The sequence below is a fragment of the Luteolibacter rhizosphaerae genome, from assembly GCF_025950095.1.
Lineage (GTDB): Bacteria > Verrucomicrobiota > Verrucomicrobiia > Verrucomicrobiales > Akkermansiaceae > Haloferula > Haloferula rhizosphaerae.
In genome coordinates this window covers 75,857-94,366 of record NZ_JAPDDR010000014.1, presented here as the reverse complement: position 1 = coordinate 94,366, position 18,510 = coordinate 75,857, and the positions used below count along the sequence as shown (strand labels likewise).

Genomic DNA, 18,510 nt, shown 5'->3' with positions numbered 1-18,510 from the left:
CACGCGATTTGATTTTCAAAAGCCGTCGGGGAGACCCGGCGGCTTTTTTTCGTGTCACCGCCTCGACAAGGGCTGGCCTCTGCGGAAGGTGGTGAATGCCGAAGAACATCCTCTTGGTCGGTGCGGGATCGGGTATCGGGCTGGCGACCGCGGAGGCGGCGCTGGCGGCGGGTCACCGGGTGAAAGCCACGGCGCGGAAGCCGGAAGCTCTGGCGGCGCTGGGGATCCCGGTGCTGCCCTTCGAGGCTGAGGAGCCGGCATTGGATGAGGTGCTTTTGGCGGAGCCGTTGGACGGCTTGGTTTACTTCCCGGGAACGATCCAATTGAAGCCATTCGCCCGTTTGACGGCGGATGACTTCCGGCGGGATTTGGAGGTGAACTTGCTTGGCGCGGTGGCGGCGGTTCAGGCGGCGCTGCCAGCTTTGAAGAGGTCGGGGGATGCTTCGATCGTCCTGTTCTCGACCGTGGCAGTGGCGCAGGGAATGGCATTTCATGCCTCGGTAGCAGCGGCCAAGGGGGCGGTGGAGGGCCTAGCACGGGCGCTGGCGGCGGAGCTGGCACCGGGAATCCGGGTGAACGTGATCGCCCCGTCCCTGACAGATACGCCGCTGGCGGCCATGCTATTGAACGGTGAGGCGAAGCGGGAGGCCGCGGCGAAGCGTCATCCGCTGCAGCGGGTAGGCAGCGCCGGGGAGGTGGCGGAGCTGGTGCTGTTCCTGCTTTCGGACGCTGCGCGTTCCATGAGCGGCCAGATCCTGCGGCCGGATGGCGGGATTTCTTCACTGCGACTCTTCTCATGATTACTCTCCGCTCCGTCGATATCGCGGCCATGGACAAGCTGGTGCGGGTCCAATTCGCCACCTCCCTGCCCGGGATCAAACCCGTGGCGCTCGTTGGCACCCGGGATGCCGCCGGTGCCACCAACCTGGCGCCCTTTTCCAGCGTCGTGCATCTCGGATCGAATCCGGTGCTGCTCGGGATGGTGACGCGACCGGATGTGGTGGAGCGTCACACGCTGGCGAACCTCATCGAGACCGGTTGCTGGACGCTGAACCACTTGCACGAGGGGATAATGCGGCAGGCGCACCAATGCTCGGCGCGGTATCCGAAGGAGGTGTCCGAGTTCGCGGCGACCGGATTGAGCGAGCATTATGAGGATGGGTTCGCCGCACCCTTCGTCGCGGAGTCGCGCTTCCGGCTGGGGCTGCGGCTGGCGGAGATCATCGACATCCCCATGAACGGTACGAAACTCATCATCGGGAGCGTGGAAGTGGTGCAGCTCGCCACGACGGAGCTTGCGGAGGACGGGTCGATCGATCTGAGCGCGCTGGGCGCTCTGGGTTCGACGGCGCTGGACACGTATTTCGGAATCACGCCGCTGGAGCGGCTGCCTTATGCGAAGGCCCGATGAAAGAAGGAACGGTCGCGCTGGTTTATCCTCACCAGCTTTATGCAAAGCATCCGGCGCTGGCGGAGGGGAGGAGGACTTATCTAATCGAGGATCCGCTGTTCTTCGGGAACGACCGGCGCTGGCCGCTGGCGGTGCACAAGCAGCGGCTGGTGCTGCACCGGGCGAGCATGAAGGCCTGGGCGGAGGGGAAGGCGGACCTGCACTATGTGGAGGCGTCCGAGAATCTGTTAGAGAAGGGGCTGTCGCAGGCGGTGAAGCGGGTGGTGGTGGTGGATCCGGTGGATGACGTGCTGATGCGGCGGATCAGGAGATTTGCCGAAGGGCGGGGGATCGAGCTGGAGGTGAAGCCATCGCCGAATTTCCTGAGCGATCCGGAGCTGCTGGAGAAGCATACGGGGCCGGAGCGGAAGAAGCCCTTTATGGCGAGCTTCTACAAGGAGCAGCGGCAGGCGCTGGGGATCCTGGTGAATGCGGACGGTTCGCCGCAGGGCGGGCGCTGGTCCTATGACGAGGAGAACCGGCAGCGCTTTCCTGAGGATCACCTGGCGCCGGGAGAGCCGCAGGTGAAGCCGGGCGAGGTAGTGGCGGAGGCGATCGCGTATGTGGAGAAGCACTTCCCCGATAATCCGGGCGGGACGGCGCGCTTCGGATATCCGGTGACGCGGCGGCAGGCTCTGGCGTGGCTGGACCGCTTCATCGAGGAGCGGTTGGCGGACTTCGGTGCCTACGAGGATGCGATCTCGCGGAACCACCGGGTGCTGTTCCATTCGGTGATGACGCCGGCGCTGAACATCGGGCTGGTGGCGCCGGAGGAGATGGTGGAGCGGGCGCTGGCGAAGGCGGCGGAGGCGAAGGTGCCGCTGAACTCGCTGGAGGGCTTCGTCCGGCAGGTGATCGGCTGGCGGGAGTTCATGGCGGGGATCTACCGGCACCGCGGGGTGGAGATCCGGAACGGGAACTTCTGGGGCTTCCGGCGGAAGATGCCGAAGGCCTTTTACACGGGGACGACGGGGATCCCGCCGGTGGACGATACGATCCGGCGGGTGCTGGATCACGGGTGGTGCCACCACATCGAGCGGCTGATGGTGCTGGGGAATTTCATGCTGCTGTGCCGGATCCACCCGGACGAGGTTTACCGCTGGTTCATGGAGTTGTTCGTGGATGCGTACGATTGGGTGATGGTGCCGAATGTGTACGGGATGTCGCAGTTCGCGGATGGCGGGACTTTCACGACGAAGCCCTACTTGAGCGGGTCGAATTATGTACGGAAGATGTCGTACTATCCGAAGGGGGAGTGGTGCGAGGTGTGGGACGGGCTGTTCTGGAGTTTCATTGGGGACTACCACGAGTTCTTCGCGGGGAATCCGCGGCTCTCGATGATGGCGCGCAGCTGGGAGAAGATGGCGCCGGGGAAGAAGAGGGCGCACCGGGAGGCGGGGGAGGGGTTTTGGGAGAGGGTGACGAATGTCTGAGAGGCAGAGTGCGGAGTGAGCAGTGGAAGAAGTTTGCTAGTGTTCAGTGTTCAGTTGGAAGGGAAGGCAGGTGCCGAGTGATCAGTGGAAAGGCAGGGGATGCGGGGTGGAGGGGTGAGCGGGTCGGGGGTTTCCGGCGGACTTCCGGGACGCCAATCGTTAGGCGGGCGTGACCGGTGGCTGCGCTGCGCTTGCGCACCGGCTAAGTTCCGATGCCCCTCCGGGGCGGGGAGGTGGGGGAGAAATCATCAATCATCAATCTTCCAATCACGAATCGGAGTGCGCGCTGGCGCGCGGTGGGGGGATGCTACGATGGGTGTGGTAGCACGGTGGGGTGGCTTGGTCCGCCTGAAGGCGGGACTACTTGCCCTTGGTGGCGGGCGGGGAGGGTGGGTTCGCTTGACTGTACAAGTGGACTAAAGTGGTCCGAGGGGATCAAAATAATCAGTCGGACTTCTTCGCTGCGCGAAGTTCGCGCTCCCCGGGGGGCGGTTAGGCCCAGTCGCGGACGTACTGGAGCTGGGCGGGCTGTTGGGGGGAGCGGGGGTAGCGGGCGCGTTTGGCGGCGTCCATGTGGGCGTCGTAGAGGCCCTGGACTTGGGAGAGGGCGGTCTCGGCATCGAGGCCTTGCTCGCGGAGCCAGCAGGCGACGGCGGTGCCGGTGCGGCCGATGCCACCCCAGCAGTGGACGTAGCAGGTGCGGCCCGCATCGATTTCGCTGCGAATGAGATCGAGCACGCCGCGCATGACCTCGGGGCCGGAGGGGATGCCCATGTCGGGGATCTCGAAGGAGTGGCGCTTGAGGCCCTTGCTGCCTTCGGAATCGACCTCGATGAAGACGGGCTCGTAAGGGAGCAGGCCGCAGCCGGCGTCTTCGCGGGTGGTGAGATCGATGAAGGTGACGATGCCGCGGTCGACAAGTTCGCGGACACGGGTTTCCGCGACATTCGGGCTGGGGTGGCCGGGGTATTCACCGGCGAAGAGGCCGTCCTGGACTTGGTAGTGGTTCACCTTCATGCCGCTGGCAGGGTGCGAAAGAGGGGCGGGGATGGGAATGCGGAAGTTTTCTCGGGGGCGAGGTGGATCTGTTACGGCAGGTGTCGTGGAACGGGAGGGGGATTTTGAAGGGGAGCTTGTCTGATTGAGAGATAGGATCCGTGTTGGAGGATTTGGCGGGTGACGTAAGAGCAGGGGAGATGGCGGTGTGAAAAAGGGGGGGATGCGAGCAGCCGGAAGGACGAAGTCGTTCCGCTACAGTGGGGGTGTGGCGGGATGGGAGAAGTGCTTCCCTACCGTCGATGCGGACTGAAGATCCGCGGTCCCGGGGGTTCACCACATTTTCTTGAGGACGATTTCGACGGGTTCGGGTTGGGGCTCGGGCTTGAGCCAGCCGCAGAGCTGGGCGAGGAGCTTGATGGCATCCATCTTGGAGAGGGCTTTGATGCGGGTGGTCTCGGTCTTGGCGGTGCGGGTGACGGTGTATTCGGCGGTGAGCGGATGGGCGATGTGGAGGTCGGCGACAGGGGTGAGGATGATATCGGTGAGGGTGCGGATGAGGTCGTCGCGCTTGAGGGTGCAGGTGGCGGCGGCTTGCTGCTGGTGGCGGGCGATGGCGGCGGCGACGTTCGGGCGCAGGGCGGCCTTGTGGGCATTGCCGTCGTTGATGCTGCCGTAGACGATGCGGTAGGCCTCGCGCTGGGTGGTGCCGGTGCCGACGAGGTGAGCGAACTGAATCTGGCGGGGATTGAGCTTCTTGGCGGCGGGATCGGTGGCAGCGGCGGTGTCGGAGTTCTGGTCCATCCGACGATGATATCATGGAGAGGAGGCGCGGGGGTGCCGGCAAGGGTGGTTTATTTTTCCCCGGCGTGACGGGAGCGCGGGAGGTTTTTTCCCAAGAACGTGCGGCAAGGGCGGCGTTCCAAAGGGGTGGTGGAAATTCCAATTGCCCCGGGGGGGCAGAGGGGGCATGGTGGGGGTGTCAGCAATTGGGGGCGTTCTGGTTTCGACGGGATGTTCGCAGTGTTGGTTGCACGTGGAGGTTGATCGGCTGGCCTCCTAAAAAGCCGCTCAAAACAAATAAATGCAGACTCTAACGAGCTTGCCCTTGCTGCTTAATTGACAGCAACACCGGAACTCTTGCGCACGCGGAGGGGGAAGGTGAACACTTAGCGTGCTGGTCTTGGAGCCGGGTAACCGGGCTGCTTGACGAGATCCACAGGTTTCTAGGAAGGGGGACGCTGCCAGCGGGCCTACGACTTCCGAAATCCCAGACCGCTGGATAAACGTGTAGAGACCCGCATGAAAGATGTTTCGGACAGGGGTTCGACTCCCCTCGCCTCCACCATCTGAGGCCCAATGGTTCACGCCATTGGGCCTCTCCTTTTTTGAATCGTGTCCAGGAAGCGGTGGTTCAGCCGGTCACGATCGGTATGAGATGAAGAACCCTCGAGAAGATCGAGGTAAGATCAGCTTCCGAAAGGTCTTCTAGTAGGGTAATAATTTAGCAGCGGGTGTGACCGCCCGGGTGTGGAAGCTGACAGACGTAATCGGCCTACTCACGGATTGAGCGTCTTGGCTTTCGCTACATCAGTAGACGGGATTGCTTTCGCGATCCCGGCGATTCTGTTTGTGTAGGGGAGGAAGACAGGATCACGCTGCGTGCACGCTTCTTGCGCTCCCAATACCCACAAGACAAGCGCGGGCCGGATATCCTTGAAAGAAGCTAGCTCTTGCTCGCAACGTTTCAGCGAGTCTTCAAGCGCAACTTGCGCCGCCCGCAGTTCGGCCTTCTCAGCGTCGCGGATCGCTTGGAGTCGGGCCAAGCTCTCATTCAAGACTCGCCGCGCCTCGGAGTCCTGAATCGCTTTCACGATGGCGGCGGTTTGTGCTTCCGAATCCATCTCACGTTCTTCCGCTTCCCTACGCAGCCGACGTGCTTCGTCCTGTCTTGCCCACTCGGCGAGTCGAGCCCTTCGCTCCATGCCTTCAAGGAGCCGGGTTTGTTCTTCAACTTGCTCTAGAACAAGCTCTTGCGTGGTTGGCGTCTGAGCGGACGCGGAAACGATCAGGATCAGGGGAAGAAGTAGCTTCATGACTCGACGGCCCGGCCTCTTTCAAGGCGACCGCAGATTGCCACGGAACTTTGTAGGGTCAAGCACAAGGGGCGCGGTATAGTTTGGGCTAGCCTTGAATCCTGAGTCCTGATCCCCTCCAGGGATGGAACGATACCTCCATCAGATCCATGTCTCCGAAATGTTACATGCAGACGAGAATCTGGAACACGAGGTCCATACACTGAACGTGTACGGCGACGCGGGGTGGGAGTTGGTCGCTGTCAAAGGGCCATTCCCGGCCATCTCGGATGGAATCGAATCCGGTCGCGTTGCTTTCCATTACTTCTTTAAGAAGCCCATTAGTGACAACCAACGCCTAGACCTGGCTGGAGATACCCAGTTCCACCGGCTCGGGCCGGATCTCGGTTGAGATTTACGTCCAAGAAATAATCCGCGCGAGGCGAGTAACTCTTCTCGCGTCTCAGTGATCTTGTAGCCACCGATTTCCGCATTCTGGAGAGTAACCGCATACGCGTAATCTGAATCCTGAGCAATGGATGCAGGCTACAGGATTCAAAGGTTCAATGTCTCCTGACGAGCAATACGCTTTGCAGGATCCCCTTAGCTAGTGCTAAGCAGCATTGCAGGAAGACTAGACCAAGCGACTAAGCATCAACACTATATAAATGCGTTGACGTTGACCTCCGCTGGGGCTAAGCTTGGGCATCGGAGGAAAAGGGTAAGGTGAGGCGATGCCCAAGCTTAGCCCCAGCGGAGGTGAATGCCTTGAACAATGAAAGCGATTGAACAGAGACTTGCCGACGTTGCTGGCTACATACTCACCAACCTCGGGGGGTCTGCTGAATACATCAAACTCTTGAAGTTGATGTATATTGCTGATCGTGAGTCATTTCGCGAGAATCAGACTGCGATCACAGGTGACCATTACGTCTCGATGAATCAGGGGCCCGTGCTGAGCATCGCCTACAATTTCATCAGAGGAAACGTGAACGGCGAGATTTGGAACTCTTTGTTTCAGACGGTTGGCTTCGGAATATGCCTCAAATCAACCCCTCCTGAACCAGGATTTTCAAAGGCCGACCGCAAGGTCTTAGATCGCGTGATGGCGGAATTCGGAAGCTGGGACAAATGGAAGCTTGTCGATCTCACTCACACGTTCCCGGAGTGGGAATTTCCGAACGGTTCAAGTACTGCAATCACACTTGAGAACTTGCTAAAAGGCGCTGGATTTGAGAATGATGTGGCTGCCGCCATTGCGTCCGAGGAACTCGGAATGCAAGCGATGGACCGCTTATTCTCAGCAGCATGACCTTCAATTTCGACTCCGGTATTGGAGCTGTTCTCGATGATCGACTGAGCCAGCATTTTGCTGGCGGTCATTGTTTTATCGCATTAACGCCCGCCGTCGACGGTCAGGCCGTATTTATTAATTTCAGTAGCGTGCGCGACCATAGCGCCGACACGCATAGAGAATTCGTTCTCCAAGCAGGTGAGCACCCGTTTATTTCGCGGCCGACTTGCGTGCCGATGAATTACGCGAGACTCTATCCAGTTGCGAAGCTTACCGCTTGGGTAAACGATAATCTACCGGACGTGGTGACGTTCGAGAGGATGGACCACAGCCTTCATATTCGGATGATCGAGGCCGTTTTGGAGAGCGACTACACGCGCGAAGAGATCAAGAAGTTCATCACGATGAACTTCGGTGACAAAGCTTACCTACGCGCTCGGAACTGTGTGGTCAGTCCGTCTACTGACGCTACCAGTTCAACAGGCGATACGGCCTAACGTCGACCTCATTATCATAAGCTAGGCGCGGGCCGGGATTCAAATTGTACCATTACTAGAAATTCCTTCTTCTTTCCCCGCTAGCCGTACGTCCGTGGAACAAGCCGGGCGCGTCAGATCAGGACACTACTTTTAGCGGGGCCTGGTTGACTCCCGGGAGCGTTAAGTGTTCATATGAGCTCATGTTGCCCGAGTCGTCCCGAAATGGGCGCGATGCCGGCACCCGGACAGGAATTGCGTGAGTGAGGTGCCCTGACTTCGGGCCGCCAGTCGGTTAGTGGGTCACTGTCTACGACTTCTCCGAGTCCCGGTAGACCGCTCACGCCGAGGCTGTCGGCATCGATCGCCGCGTGTTCGTGGCGAAGCTCGATTTCGGGCTGGAGCTGCGGACCGCCCGCGGCACTTGGATCCTGGATTCCGACTGGCGGGCCCGGGGGTGGTTGTGGAAGGTCCGCCGGGCAATGAATGTGGGCAGGGTGCCGGAAGGAGCGGGGGGGCTACGATCACACGGATCGATCAGGTGCTGGTGAGATGCCAGCGGGACTGAGTGTTCCAAAATGTTCCCGATTCCGTAATTGTGACGAGAGCGGTAACGTGATGAAGATCTCGCTGATGTCCACGGCTGCGGGATTCGATTCCCGTGATCTGAGAAAACCTCCGATGATGAGCTTTCCCGGTTCGCCGCCACTACTCTCCATCCCGGTCTCGCCCCGCGCGCGGGCCGGGATTTTGCTTCCTGCCGGATGTGCTCCCGTGCTTCTGATATCTGAATTCTCCTGATCCCTTTTCCTCTGTCGCCATGAATGAAGTGCCGCCTGCCGTGCCGCCCCGCCGCAAGTCCTGCCTGGTGCCCGCGCTGATCAGCGTGATCGTGGTGCTGCTGGTGGGGATCGGGGTGTATCTGTGGATCAACCGCCCGATCAAGCCGGTGCAGCTGAGCGCGGAGGAGAAGCAGGTGGTGCTGCACAAGGTGGAGGCGATCCAGCGCGGGGATTACCCGCAGGTGGAGGCGCCGGATGCGGTGCCGACGCCGACGCCGGCGGAGCCGACGTATGAGAAGGGCTCGCGGGAAATCATCCTGACGGAGAAGGAGCTGAACGGGCTGCTGAACGAGCAGACGACGCTGGGGGACAAGCTGCAATTCGAGCTGGCGACGGATGCGGTGCACGCGCGGCTGGAGACGGATCTGGACAAGGATCTGCCGGTGGTGGGCGGGAAGCGGCTGAAGGCGCGGGCGCGCTTTTTCGTGAAGACGGAGAACGGGGTGCCGAGCCTGGTGCTGGACGATCTGACGGTGTGGGGTGTCTCCGTGCCGAACGATTGGCTGGCGCAGCTGAAGGGGAAGGATTTGCTCGGGGAGATCCTGGGCGGGGGCAAGGGCGGGAAGGTGGCGGGGATCGAGGAGATGTCGGTGGAGCCGGGGAAGTTGAAGATCAAGTTGAAGGAGTAGGGGGGGAGAAGTTTGCTAGTTTTCAGTTTTCAGTTGGAAGGAAAGGCAGGTGCCGAGTGAGCAGTGATCAGTGGAAGATGCTGGTTTGGGAGGGTTGGGGCCGCGAAGAGGCGCAGAAGGGCGCAAAAAGTTGGAGGTGGGAGGAGTGATCGGTGGAAGGGCGGGCGGTGAGAGGTGCTTCACCGGACTGTGCAAGCGGACTGAAATTGTCCGATGGGATTAAAATAGTCAGTCGGACTTCTTCGCTGCGCGAAGTTCGCGGTCCCGGGGGTGGTGTAACAAAGCGCGGGCTTTTCCGAATGGGGAGGGGTGTTCATGCTGCGCGGCACCTTGGCTACCCGTCCTCCTCTCTTTGCCACCACGCGGTGGTCGCTCGTTGTGGCGGCCGGCGGGGGGGAGTCGGCGGATGCGCTGGAGGAGCTGTGCGGGATCTATTGGTTCCCGATCTATGCGGTGATCCGGAGATCGGGGAAGTCGAGCGAGGATGCGAAGGATCTGGCGCAGGCGTTCTTCGCGATGATGCTGGAGCGGGGAACGCTGGGGCTGGCGGATGATGCGCGGGGGAGATTCCGGAGCTTCCTGCAGGCGACGCTGAAGCGCTTCCTGATCGGGGAGTGGCGTCGCGAGCAGGCGGCGAAGCGCGGTGGGGGTCGCGAGCTGCTGGCGCTGGATGGCGAGCTGGCGGAGCGGCTGTACACGCACGAGGACGAGAGTGCGCGGAGCCCGGAGGAACTCTTCGACCGGCGCTGGGCGCTGGCGATGCTGGAGGCGGCGATGGGTCGGCTGGCAGAGGACTACAAGGCGACGGGGCGGGCGGAGGAATTCGAGCGGCTGATGCCGACTCTAACAGCGGAGCGGGGCGAGACGGATTACGCGGCGCTGGCGGCGGAGTGCGGGAGCACGGAGGGGGCGCTGCGGGTGGCGGCGCACCGGCTGCGGAAGCGCTTCCGCGCGCTGGTGCGGGAGGAGGTGGCGCGCACGGTGGTGGATGCCTCCGAGGTGGATGAGGAGATGGAGGCGCTGATGGCGGCGCTTTCCCGGTAACGATGGGATGTCTTTTGCGAATCTCCCGGTATGGCTGATGTGTCTTCCTCCCCGTCCTCTTGCCCGCGCTGCGATTCGCCGCTGTCGTCATCGGCGGCGGGCCTGTGTCCGCGCTGCCTGATGGCGATGAACCTGCGGACGCAGACGATGCCGACGGGGGAAAGCGTGCCGGTGGAGCCGCCGCCATCGCCGGAGGATCTGCGGGAGAAGTTCCCGCAATTCGAGATCCTGGAGTGCCTGGGCCGCGGGGGGATGGGGATCGTGTACCGGGCGCGGCAGAAGGCGCTGGACCGGGTGGTGGCGCTGAAGATCCTGGCGGGGGAGTGGCAGGATGAGGCGGGCTTCGCGGGGCGCTTCGAGAAGGAGGCGAAGCTGCTGGCGCGGCTGAACCACCCGAACATCGTGACGATCCACGACTTCGGCCGGGCGGGGGAGCTCTACTACATCGTGATGGAGTATGTGGATGGCGTGAATGTGCGCGATCTGCTGCGGGACGGGCGGCTGGAGAGCGAGCAGGCGCTGGCGATCGTGCCGCCGATCTGCGATGCGCTGCAATTCGCGCACGATCACGGGGTGGTGCACCGGGATATCAAGCCGGAGAACATTCTGCTGGACCGGGAGGGTCGGGTGAAGATCGCGGACTTCGGGATCGCGACGATGGCGGGGGATGCGGCGGACCGCTCGGGGACGCCGGCCTACATGGCGCCGGAGCAGGCGGCGCATGCGCAGGCGGTGGATCACCGGGCGGATATCTATGCGCTGGGGGTGGTGCTGCACGAGATGCTGACGGGGGAGCGCCCGGCGGCGGGTGCGGTGCCATCCGGGCGGGTGCAGATCGATGTGCGGCTGGACGAGATCGTGCTGCGCTCGCTGGCGGCGAAGCCGGAGCTGCGCTTCCAGCAGGTGAGCGAGGTGAAGAGCATGGTGACGCAGGTGATGCTGACGCCGCCACCGGCGATGCCGCCGCCGGAGCCACCAGCTGCCGAGGTGGCGGCGAAGCCGGAGCGGGTGAAGGTGAAGGTGCGGCTGGTGCCGTGGCGGATGTTTCTGAAGGCGGGCGGGGTGGTGCTGCTGGTGGCGGCGGTCTTCCGGCTGTGGACGCAATCGTATCTGTATGCGGCGGAGGTGCCGCACCTGGTGGCGGCGGGCTCCTACATGAGCGGGAATTTCCTGCCGCTGGCGTGCTTCACGGTGCTGGCGTGGCTGGGGTATCGCAGGCATGTGCGGGAGCATGGCCGGGATGAGCGGCCGTGGTGGCAGCGGAAGGCGGCATCCGCGGCGGGGCTGTGCACGGCATTCGCGGTTTTGGTGACGGCGATCTCCTACTTCGGCCGGCTGAACGAGGTGCTGAAGAACGACACGACCGGTCTGGTGGTGAAGGGTGCGGTGCTGGTGCTGTGGGTGGCGGGGATTCTGTTAGGCATCCGGGCGCGGAAGAGTTTCGAGGGGCGCTGGGCGTTGGGTGTGGTGCTGCTGCTGGTGATGCTATCGCTGGCGCGCACGGGGATCGATGCGCTGCGCTACGAGTGGTATCCACCGTATCGGGCGATGAAGACGCGGCTGCATGAGGAGAAGGCGGCCTCCCAGATGGTGGGGCAGCCGGGCGTGAAGTTGGCGATCGATCTGGAGTCGGGAGCGGCGATCACTTATAACTGGGCGCCGGTGAGCTTCGAGCGGCGGATGGAGGAGTGGGGCGCGGATCTCTACTTCGACGGGAGCAACTGGAACACGGTGGACCTGAAGGTGGCGGAGGGGAGCGGGAAGAATTTCGCGCTGATCCGCCCGGAGGATCTGGATCTGGTGACCTGGCAATTGCGGCCGGGGATCGGGAATTTCGGGCGGGCGCGGGGGATCTGGGCATTCCAGACGCGGGACGGGGTGCGCGGGGTGCTGGACCTGCAGGAGGACTATTACCCGAAGATGGTCCAGTATCGGGTGCTGGACTACGGGAGGAGGCCGGCGGCGAAGGATGAGAAGGCGAAGGTGCAGGTGGAAGCGGAGTCGCCGCGCGAGCTGGCGGAGCGTTTGTTAGAGAAATCGATGGAGTCGCGGGTGCCGGAGCTGGTGCGGATCCGGATCGCTCCGGATGGCGGGGTGACGGTGAACCGGCAAGAGCGGGATGGGAGCGGTCTGTTAGAAGAGCTGAAGCGGCTTTCCGCGGAGGGACCGGGGCGGCCGGTGATGATCGAGGCGGGGAGCGAGGTGAAGTACAGCGCGGTGACGGCGGTGCTGGATCTGTGCACGCAGGCGGGGCTGACGAATGCGAGCTTCTACACGGAGACGACGCCGGAGGTGATCGAGGGGGCGGATGTGCCGCTGCCGGAGTGGAAGGACGAGGGGGCGGAGGTGATCCTGCCGAAGATGATGGAGCTGCGGCTGCTGGCCGGCGGCGGGGTGGCGCTGGATGGGGAGCGGCTGGAGGAGAGGGCGCTGCGGGCGAAGCTGGCGGGCATGTCCGGAGGGAAGGGCGGGCCGGCGATCGAGGTGGCGATCGGTGCAGGTGTTTCCTATGATCAGGTGCTGCGGGTGGTGGATGGCTGCGGGGAGTCGGGGCATCACCGGATTTTCTTCGAGCGGGCGGACGTGGCGGCGGTGTTCCAGCGTTTGCTGCAGGTGCGCGAGGTTTTGAACGAGGCGCGGGCGGAGGTGGCGGGGCTGCAGGCGGCACGCGAGCCGGTGCACGGGGAGAAGTTGATCTCTGCGCGACGGAGGGTGAGTGGCTGGGAGCAGGCGCTGGAGAAGGAGTGGGAGAAGATCGCGGCGCTGGGGAAGGTACCGGAGCGGGGGGAGAAGCCGGTGAGCGAGGATGCCGGGTTGCGCTCGGCGCTGGGGAATTGGGAGGAGCTGATGAGGAAAAGGCTGGAGGAGAATGAGCGGAAGATCCGGGAGTTTGATGAGGTGTTGGAGGTGCTGCCGGGGGAGAGGTGAGGAGATCATCAATCACCAATCTTCCAATCATCAATCGGAGTGCGCGCTGGTGCGCGGTGGGGGGCAGTTGGAAGGAAAGGCAGGTGCCGAGTGAGCAGTGATCAGTGGAGAGGCAGGAGATACGAGGTGGAGGGATGAGTGGGTCGGGGGCTTCCGGCGGCCCTCCGGGGCGCCAACCGTTGGGTGTGCGTGACCGGTGGCTGCGCTGCGCTTGCGCACCGGCTAAGTTCCGATGCCCCTCCGGGGCGGGGAGGTTCTACGATGGATGGCGTAGGAGGTGAGGGTGGCTTCGTCCGTTTGAAGGCGGGACTGCCTACCCCCGGGGGGGGCGGGCGGGGAGGATTGGTACGATGGATATCGTAGATGAGGCGGGATTCAGCCGACGTAGACGAGGAGGGCCATTTTCTTGCGGGCGGCTTCGTGGAGGAAGAGCTGCATGTCGGCGAAGCTGATGCTGAAGTATTCCCACTGCTGGTCCATGTCGTAGCCGCGGTCCCAGATGTTCGGGTAGATCTCGAGGTCGGTCATGACGAGGGGATCGAAGCGGGCGCGGAGGGTGGCATCGTCGTAGCGCTGGACGTGGGCGGAGATGGCCTCGACTTCGGCGGGGCTGAAGCAGCGGGCGGGGCCGTGGCCGACGTTGACATCGCCGAGGGTCTTGCCGCCGTTCAGGATGAAGCTGGAGGGGAAGGGGCCTTCCCAATCGCTGCCGGTGAGGAGGAAGTGGTGGACGTGCCATGCCTTGTCCTGGTCGAGCCGGTCATCCATGGGGATGGGCGGGAGGCTGCGCGGTGCGGGCAGGCGGGTGGTGGCCGGCGGCGAGAGGACGGGGGGCGCGAGGGTGGAGACGCCGCTGCCGCCGTGACGCGGGCTGAAGAGTCGGGTGAAGAAGCTCTGTCGCGGGGCGGCGGGTTTCGCGGCGCGGGCAGCGGGCTTGCGGGCCGGGGCGGGGCGCTCGCGGAGCAAGGGGATGAGTTGGTGGGGATCGCGGAGGAGCGCTTCCCGGGTGCGGTCCGGGATGCGAACGAGATGGCCGATCATGCTCATGTCCGTGGGTGCGGATGGTGGGGATTTTTTCCGGAGGGCAAGCGGGCCCTGCGTTTCCCTTTCTAACCAGTGCGCGCGCAGATGTCATGCGGTGTTGCGTGAAAGAGGCGTGAGCGGATGGTGAAGGAAGTGCCGAGTGAGCAGTGAGAGGTAGAGGGAGTTTGCTAGTTTTTAGTGTTCAGTTGGAAGGAAAGGCAGGTGCCGAGTGATCCGTGAGCAGTGGAAGGGCAGGAGATGGGGACGCGGGGATGCAGAAGCTGATGGCGATCCCGGGGAGGATGCGAGAAGCCGGAATGACGAAGTCATCCCGCTGCGATGAGGGGTGGTGCGGGGCGCGAGAGCGGCTTCGTCCGCCTGAAGGCGGGACTACTTGCCCTTGATGGCGGGCGGTGAGGGTTGCTTCGGCTGAGTGAAGTCAGCGCTCCCCGGGGGAGGGAGTTGATGCTTCCCCGGATGACGGGGATCCGGGGAAGCACCGCGCAAGCCGGAATCGTTGGCCGTTGGTCCCACCCCACGGATGGGGTGATGCGGCCGCTCCCGGTGAGCATGCTCATGACATCTTTCGAACCCGCCGAAACGGATTTGGTTTCGCGGGAATGATGGATTTCTCAGGCGATGATGGGCAACAGGGATGTTGTAGGTGGAATCTACTACGGATCTGGTAATTTGAAGGGTGGTGCCCGGGTAGGGGATGGTGATTCAGGCGGAGGGGAAGTTCCCGGCGACGGTGAAGAAGCTGAGGACGGAGAGCCCGAGGGAACAGGCGATGGCGGGCAAGCGGTGCCGCTGCCCGCGCGTGAAGGCGCTGCGGAGAAGCCAGATGAGATTCGCGAAGGCGCTGATGGCGGTGAGGATGAGCAGCAGGGGAAAGAGATCGACCCAGAGGGACCAGGTGCTCATGCGGCGGCTGCTGCCGGCATTGAACTGCACGGTGGTGGCGAAGCCGGAGATCCAGAAGAGATAGGCCATGACCGCGAGGGTGCCGAGCGGAACCATGCCTGCGAGCAGCCAAGGGCGGAGGTGATCGTAGCGGGATACGGGCGCAGGATTCTCCGGGTCCGGCGCGGGGGCGGAGGAAGTGACGAGGGAAACGATGTAGCCGATGGAGGCGATGAGCAGGAGAGCGAGCATCGGGGATCGCGGGAGCTTGCAGCGGCTCCTGTGAAGATTCCATGAGCGGGCCGTGAAAACGCGCGGTGGGGGCGATTCCGGTAGGGGATTTTTCTGGCGGGATGTAGGGGCCTGGCTTTGCTGGCGGGCGTCCGGCGAGGGCGGATCTCCGCGCTATCTCCGGTATAACATCCGATCTTTCTCCTCATGATTCACCCGATCTCCCGTTTCTCCCTGCTGTCTCCTCTGGTAATCGCTTGCGTGTCAATGGCGGCGCTGCCTGCCGGGGCCCAGTCTGAAGCGCGGCTGGTGGCGGACCTGAACAAGAGCCAGCGAAATATGGGTGCGGGGATCGACGGGATTACGGCGCTGCCAAACGGGGTGGTGTTCTTGAAGGACAGCCTGGCGTACGGGCCGGAGCTGTGGGTGAGCCGGGGTGCGCTGAAGACGACGACGCTGCTGAAGGACATCGTGCCGGGCAATGCAGGCTCGCATCCTGAAGGTCTGTTGCGCTCGGGGGACCGGGTCTTCTTCACGGCGACGACGGTGCAGGACGGCAAGCAGATCTGGGTGACGGATGGCACGGAGGCCGGCACGGTGAAGGTGACGCAGCATGCGACGGGGAACGCGGTGGGAATCGAACGCACGCTCGGCGCGAATGCCGAGGGCGTGTTCTTCCGGGCATTCGTGAATGAGGAGTTGCCCTACGAGCTGTGGTTCACCGATGGCACGGCGGCGGGCACGCGTCTGCTGAATCCGCTGAACCAGGCGGGCACGGAGCGCACGGGCTTCGAGGATGCATGGAACGCGGAGGCGGCGAACGGGCGGCTCTACTTCCTGGCGAATGACGGCGAGCTGTGGTGCAGCGATGGCACGCTGGCAGGCACGCGCGCGCTGGCGGAGATCGAGTTGATCAAGGAGACCTACAATCCGCGCATGATCATCGCGGGCAGCCGGATCTATTTCGTGGCGACTCCCTATCTGAATCCGCCGGAGATCTGGTCCTGCGATCTGGAGGGCGGGAATCTGACCGAGGTGCAGCCGGCGGTATCGGCCGCGAACTGGGATATCCGCGCGAGCGGGGCGCTGGGCGACAAGCTCTTCCTGGTGCTGGAGGATGAGCAGCTGGTGCGCACGTTGTGGACCAGCGATGGAACGGCGGCGGGCACGCACGTGGTCCCGCTGGGCAGCGGCTATCAGCCGATGGGTGCGATGCTGGAGTGGAACGGGCATCTCTACTTCGGTGCGAGGAGTGAAGCGGGCGTGGCGCTCTACCGCACGGATGGTACGGAGCAGGGTACGCAGCTGGTGCGGGAGATCGGGACGACGAACTATGGCGAGATCGACCTCTTCGTGGATGGCGGCGGCTTCCTGTATTTCCAGTATCTGACGGAAGGGAATCTCTGGGAGCAGTGGCGCACGGACGGGACGACGAAGGGCACGCGGCGGGTGGACCGCCTGGTGAACGCGAATCCCCTGGCGCTGGGCGCACAAGTGGCGGAATCGAACGGCTCGATCTACTATGCGAAGGGCCCGGGCGTGACGGACAACGCGCTCTGGCGCACCCGCGGGACGAAGGGCGTGACGCGCTTGACTACGCCGGAGAAGACTACGGGCGATGCCTACTCCTCCAGCGGGATGGAGGGCGTGCCCTATGGCTCGGCAAACGGGAAGTTCCTGTCCTTCATCATGACCCCGGATGGCCGGGGCAAGGGCTACGAGCTCTGGACGATCAGCCCGAAGGGGAAGGCCAAGGCGATCTGGAAGACGCCGAGCTTCCTCTCCAGCTCGGGCACGACCTTGGACTTCCACGGTACGCTGGGTGCGAATGCGGTCTTCCGCCTGAGGGGGGATTCAGCGCGCGAGGTGTGGACCACGAATGGCACGGCGAAGGGGACGCGGCGTCTCTCGGAGCATGATAGCGTGGGAGCGCAGGGATATCCGCAGCAGTTCGTGACGGTGGGGAACAAGATCTTCTACTCGGTGATGTCGGGCTCCGCGGAGTACGAGAACGAGCTGTGGGTGACGGATGGCACGGTGGCAGGCACCACGAAGCTCGATGCAGCCCATAATGCGGCCCCGGTCCACAACGAGATGACGAACCTGAACGGCACGCTCTACTTCCTCACGGCGCAGTCGGGTGGCCGCCGCGAGCTGTGGAAGAGCGATGGCACGGTGGCGGGCACGGTGATGGTCGTGGATCAATGGGAGCCGCAGGACGGGACGCCGGAGGGGCTGAAGGCGATCGGCAACCGGCTCTCGATCACGCTGAGCCGGCCGCTGACGGAAGAGCTGTGGACCAGCGATGGTACGGAGGCGGGCACGCAGAAGGTGCAACCGGTCTACAACGTGGCGACGCAGCTTGCCTCGATCGACGTGTCTTATGATTTGGGCGGGAAGGAGCTTATCCTCGGGCGCGGCGTGGTGACGACCGAGCCGTATCAGTGGTGGCTGAGCGATGGCACGGCAGCGGGAACGCAGCGCGTGCAGGGCGGGGTCACGGTGGATCATCTGGCGCGCTACGAGAGCCAGGTGACGGTGGCGGGTGGCAAGGCCTACTATCCGGGAGTGGATGCGGATGGCGATGTGGAGCCCTGGGTGACGGATGGCACGGCGGCGGGGACCTTCCGCTTGAAGAACATTTGGCCGGGGACGAATCCATCTTCGCCCTCGCGGTTCACGGCATTCGGCGGGCAGGTTTACTTCACGGCATATCACCCGGAGCACGGGCTGGAGGTGTGGAAGACGGATGGCACGGAGGCGGGCACGGTGCTGGCGGCGGATGTGGAGCCGGGCCCGGAGGGGAGCTATGCGGAAGATCTGAAGGTGGTGGATGGGAAGCTGTACTTCCATGCGCTGCGGCGGGCGATCGGGAGGGAGCTGTATGTGATCGATGGGGAGTGAGATGCGATAGGTAGGATCCGATCATGTGACGCCATCCTTCCGGCGGCCCTCCGGGACGCGAATGGTTAGGCGGGCGTGACCGGTGGCTGCGCTGCGCTTGCCGACCGGCTAAGTTCCGATGCCCCTCCGGGGCGGGGAGCTTGGTTGGTGGTGATGTCCGGTGGGCAGCGTGCTTCCGGCGGCCTTCCGGGGCGGGGAGTCTTTCCGCTACGAAGGGTGGGGCGCTGCGTGAGGGTGGCTTCTGCGGGCCGGAGGCTCCGCGCTCCCGGGGCAGCCTAGCTG

15 protein-coding genes and 1 other RNA gene are annotated in these 18,510 nt (G+C 63.5%); 11 read left to right on the top strand and 5 right to left on the bottom strand.

Translation table 11 applies throughout. From position 1 onward, the window contains the following. Positions 1–95: 95 nt before the first annotated feature. Genes OJ996_RS22385 through OJ996_RS22375 form a run of 3 tightly spaced genes read left to right on the top strand, consistent with a single transcriptional unit; the run spans position 96 to position 2,883 of the window. Entirely contained in the window at positions 96–800 is a 705-nt protein-coding gene (locus tag OJ996_RS22385; RefSeq protein ID WP_264515926.1) for an SDR family NAD(P)-dependent oxidoreductase, read from the top strand. Beyond that, the gene (locus OJ996_RS22380) at positions 797–1,411 is read left to right on the top strand and encodes a flavin reductase family protein (protein ID WP_264515925.1); all 615 of its coding nucleotides are present in this window, start codon (positions 797–799) and stop codon (positions 1,409–1,411) included. Before OJ996_RS22385 ends, OJ996_RS22380 begins: the two co-directional genes overlap by 4 nt. Further along, a complete protein-coding gene (locus tag OJ996_RS22375) occupies positions 1,408–2,883 on the top strand; it encodes a cryptochrome/photolyase family protein (RefSeq protein WP_264515924.1) in 1,476 nt (491 codons plus the stop codon). The genes OJ996_RS22380 and OJ996_RS22375 overlap by 4 nt, the downstream gene beginning before the upstream one ends. A gap of 492 nt (positions 2,884–3,375) precedes the next feature. Here the strand turns inward: OJ996_RS22375 and OJ996_RS22370 are convergent, their stop codons facing one another. Further along, positions 3,376–3,900 carry a protein-tyrosine phosphatase family protein gene (locus OJ996_RS22370; RefSeq protein ID WP_264515923.1) on the bottom strand — a complete coding sequence of 175 codons (525 nt, stop codon included), beginning with the start codon at positions 3,898–3,900 and terminating at the stop codon, positions 3,376–3,378. Between the two features lie 312 nt (positions 3,901–4,212). Continuing rightward, positions 4,213–4,683 carry a terminase small subunit gene (locus OJ996_RS22365; protein WP_264515922.1) on the bottom strand — a complete coding sequence of 157 codons (471 nt, stop codon included), beginning with the start codon at positions 4,681–4,683 and terminating at the stop codon, positions 4,213–4,215. A gap of 187 nt (positions 4,684–4,870) precedes the next feature. Here OJ996_RS22365 and ssrA point away from each other — a divergent pair. Continuing rightward, positions 4,871–5,227, top strand: a transfer-messenger RNA (tmRNA) gene (ssrA, locus tag OJ996_RS22360). Positions 5,228–5,438: 211 nt separating this feature from the next. Here the strand turns inward: ssrA and OJ996_RS22355 are convergent. Next, positions 5,439–5,975, bottom strand: a complete 537-nt coding sequence (locus tag OJ996_RS22355) for a hypothetical protein (protein WP_264515921.1) — start codon at positions 5,973–5,975, stop codon at positions 5,439–5,441. A gap of 124 nt (positions 5,976–6,099) precedes the next feature. Here OJ996_RS22355 and OJ996_RS22350 point away from each other — a divergent pair, with 124 nt between their 5' ends. The 6 genes from OJ996_RS22350 (at position 6,100) to OJ996_RS22325 (ending at position 13,167) form a co-directional block, all read left to right on the top strand. Then, positions 6,100–6,366 (top strand): hypothetical protein, encoded by a 267-nt coding sequence (locus tag OJ996_RS22350; RefSeq protein ID WP_264515920.1) that lies wholly within the window; start codon positions 6,100–6,102, stop codon positions 6,364–6,366. Between the two features lie 363 nt (positions 6,367–6,729). Next, on the top strand, positions 6,730–7,266 hold the full coding sequence (locus OJ996_RS22345; RefSeq protein WP_264515919.1) for a Panacea domain-containing protein: 537 nt from the start codon (positions 6,730–6,732) through the stop codon (positions 7,264–7,266). Next, positions 7,263–7,745 carry a hypothetical protein gene (locus OJ996_RS22340; protein WP_264515918.1) on the top strand — a complete coding sequence of 161 codons (483 nt, stop codon included), beginning with the start codon at positions 7,263–7,265 and terminating at the stop codon, positions 7,743–7,745. Before OJ996_RS22345 ends, OJ996_RS22340 begins: the two co-directional genes overlap by 4 nt. A 799-nt stretch (positions 7,746–8,544) precedes the next feature. Beyond that, positions 8,545–9,195, top strand: a complete 651-nt coding sequence (locus tag OJ996_RS22335) for a hypothetical protein (protein WP_264515917.1) — start codon at positions 8,545–8,547, stop codon at positions 9,193–9,195. Positions 9,196–9,510: 315 nt separating this feature from the next. Next, positions 9,511–10,239: an RNA polymerase sigma factor gene (locus tag OJ996_RS22330; protein ID WP_264515963.1), complete on the top strand. Its 729-nt coding sequence runs from the start codon at positions 9,511–9,513 to the stop codon at positions 10,237–10,239. A 30-nt stretch (positions 10,240–10,269) separates the two neighbouring features. After that, on the top strand, positions 10,270–13,167 hold the full coding sequence (locus tag OJ996_RS22325) for a protein kinase domain-containing protein (RefSeq protein ID WP_264515916.1): 2,898 nt from the start codon (positions 10,270–10,272) through the stop codon (positions 13,165–13,167). A gap of 375 nt (positions 13,168–13,542) precedes the next feature. On the opposite strand, the gene OJ996_RS22320 is transcribed toward OJ996_RS22325, so the two are convergent. Both OJ996_RS22320 and OJ996_RS22315 read right to left on the bottom strand, forming a co-directional pair. Next, positions 13,543–14,214 (bottom strand): YfbM family protein, encoded by a 672-nt coding sequence (locus tag OJ996_RS22320; protein ID WP_264515915.1) that lies wholly within the window; start codon positions 14,212–14,214, stop codon positions 13,543–13,545. Positions 14,215–14,913: 699 nt separating this feature from the next. Further along, entirely contained in the window at positions 14,914–15,345 is a 432-nt protein-coding gene (locus OJ996_RS22315) for a hypothetical protein (protein WP_264515914.1), read from the bottom strand. Positions 15,346–15,531: 186 nt separating this feature from the next. On the opposite strand from OJ996_RS22315, the gene OJ996_RS22310 reads away from it, so the two are divergent. Further along, positions 15,532–18,228: a hypothetical protein gene (locus OJ996_RS22310; RefSeq protein WP_264515913.1), complete on the top strand. Its 2,697-nt coding sequence runs from the start codon at positions 15,532–15,534 to the stop codon at positions 18,226–18,228. Positions 18,229–18,510: the final 282 nt, after the last annotated feature.

Coding starts and splice junctions, on each gene's coding strand:
- OJ996_RS22370 (WP_264515923.1), bottom strand. CDS start 3,900: ATGAAGGTGAACCACTACCAAGTCCAGGACGGCCTCTTCGCCGGTGAA.
- OJ996_RS22365 (WP_264515922.1), bottom strand. CDS start 4,683: ATGGACCAGAACTCCGACACCGCCGCTGCCACCGATCCCGCCGCCAAG.
- OJ996_RS22350 (WP_264515920.1), top strand. CDS start 6,100: ATGGAACGATACCTCCATCAGATCCATGTCTCCGAAATGTTACATGCA.
- OJ996_RS22315 (WP_264515914.1), bottom strand. CDS start 15,345: ATGCTCGCTCTCCTGCTCATCGCCTCCATCGGCTACATCGTTTCCCTC.
- OJ996_RS22385 (WP_264515926.1), top strand. CDS start 96: ATGCCGAAGAACATCCTCTTGGTCGGTGCGGGATCGGGTATCGGGCTG.
- OJ996_RS22320 (WP_264515915.1), bottom strand. CDS start 14,214: ATGAGCATGATCGGCCATCTCGTTCGCATCCCGGACCGCACCCGGGAA.
- OJ996_RS22335 (WP_264515917.1), top strand. CDS start 8,545: ATGAATGAAGTGCCGCCTGCCGTGCCGCCCCGCCGCAAGTCCTGCCTG.
- OJ996_RS22310 (WP_264515913.1), top strand. CDS start 15,532: ATGATTCACCCGATCTCCCGTTTCTCCCTGCTGTCTCCTCTGGTAATC.
- OJ996_RS22345 (WP_264515919.1), top strand. CDS start 6,730: ATGAAAGCGATTGAACAGAGACTTGCCGACGTTGCTGGCTACATACTC.
- OJ996_RS22340 (WP_264515918.1), top strand. CDS start 7,263: ATGACCTTCAATTTCGACTCCGGTATTGGAGCTGTTCTCGATGATCGA.
- OJ996_RS22380 (WP_264515925.1), top strand. CDS start 797: ATGATTACTCTCCGCTCCGTCGATATCGCGGCCATGGACAAGCTGGTG.
- OJ996_RS22375 (WP_264515924.1), top strand. CDS start 1,408: ATGAAAGAAGGAACGGTCGCGCTGGTTTATCCTCACCAGCTTTATGCA.
- OJ996_RS22325 (WP_264515916.1), top strand. CDS start 10,270: ATGGCTGATGTGTCTTCCTCCCCGTCCTCTTGCCCGCGCTGCGATTCG.
- OJ996_RS22330 (WP_264515963.1), top strand. CDS start 9,511: ATGCTGCGCGGCACCTTGGCTACCCGTCCTCCTCTCTTTGCCACCACG.
- OJ996_RS22355 (WP_264515921.1), bottom strand. CDS start 5,975: ATGAAGCTACTTCTTCCCCTGATCCTGATCGTTTCCGCGTCCGCTCAG.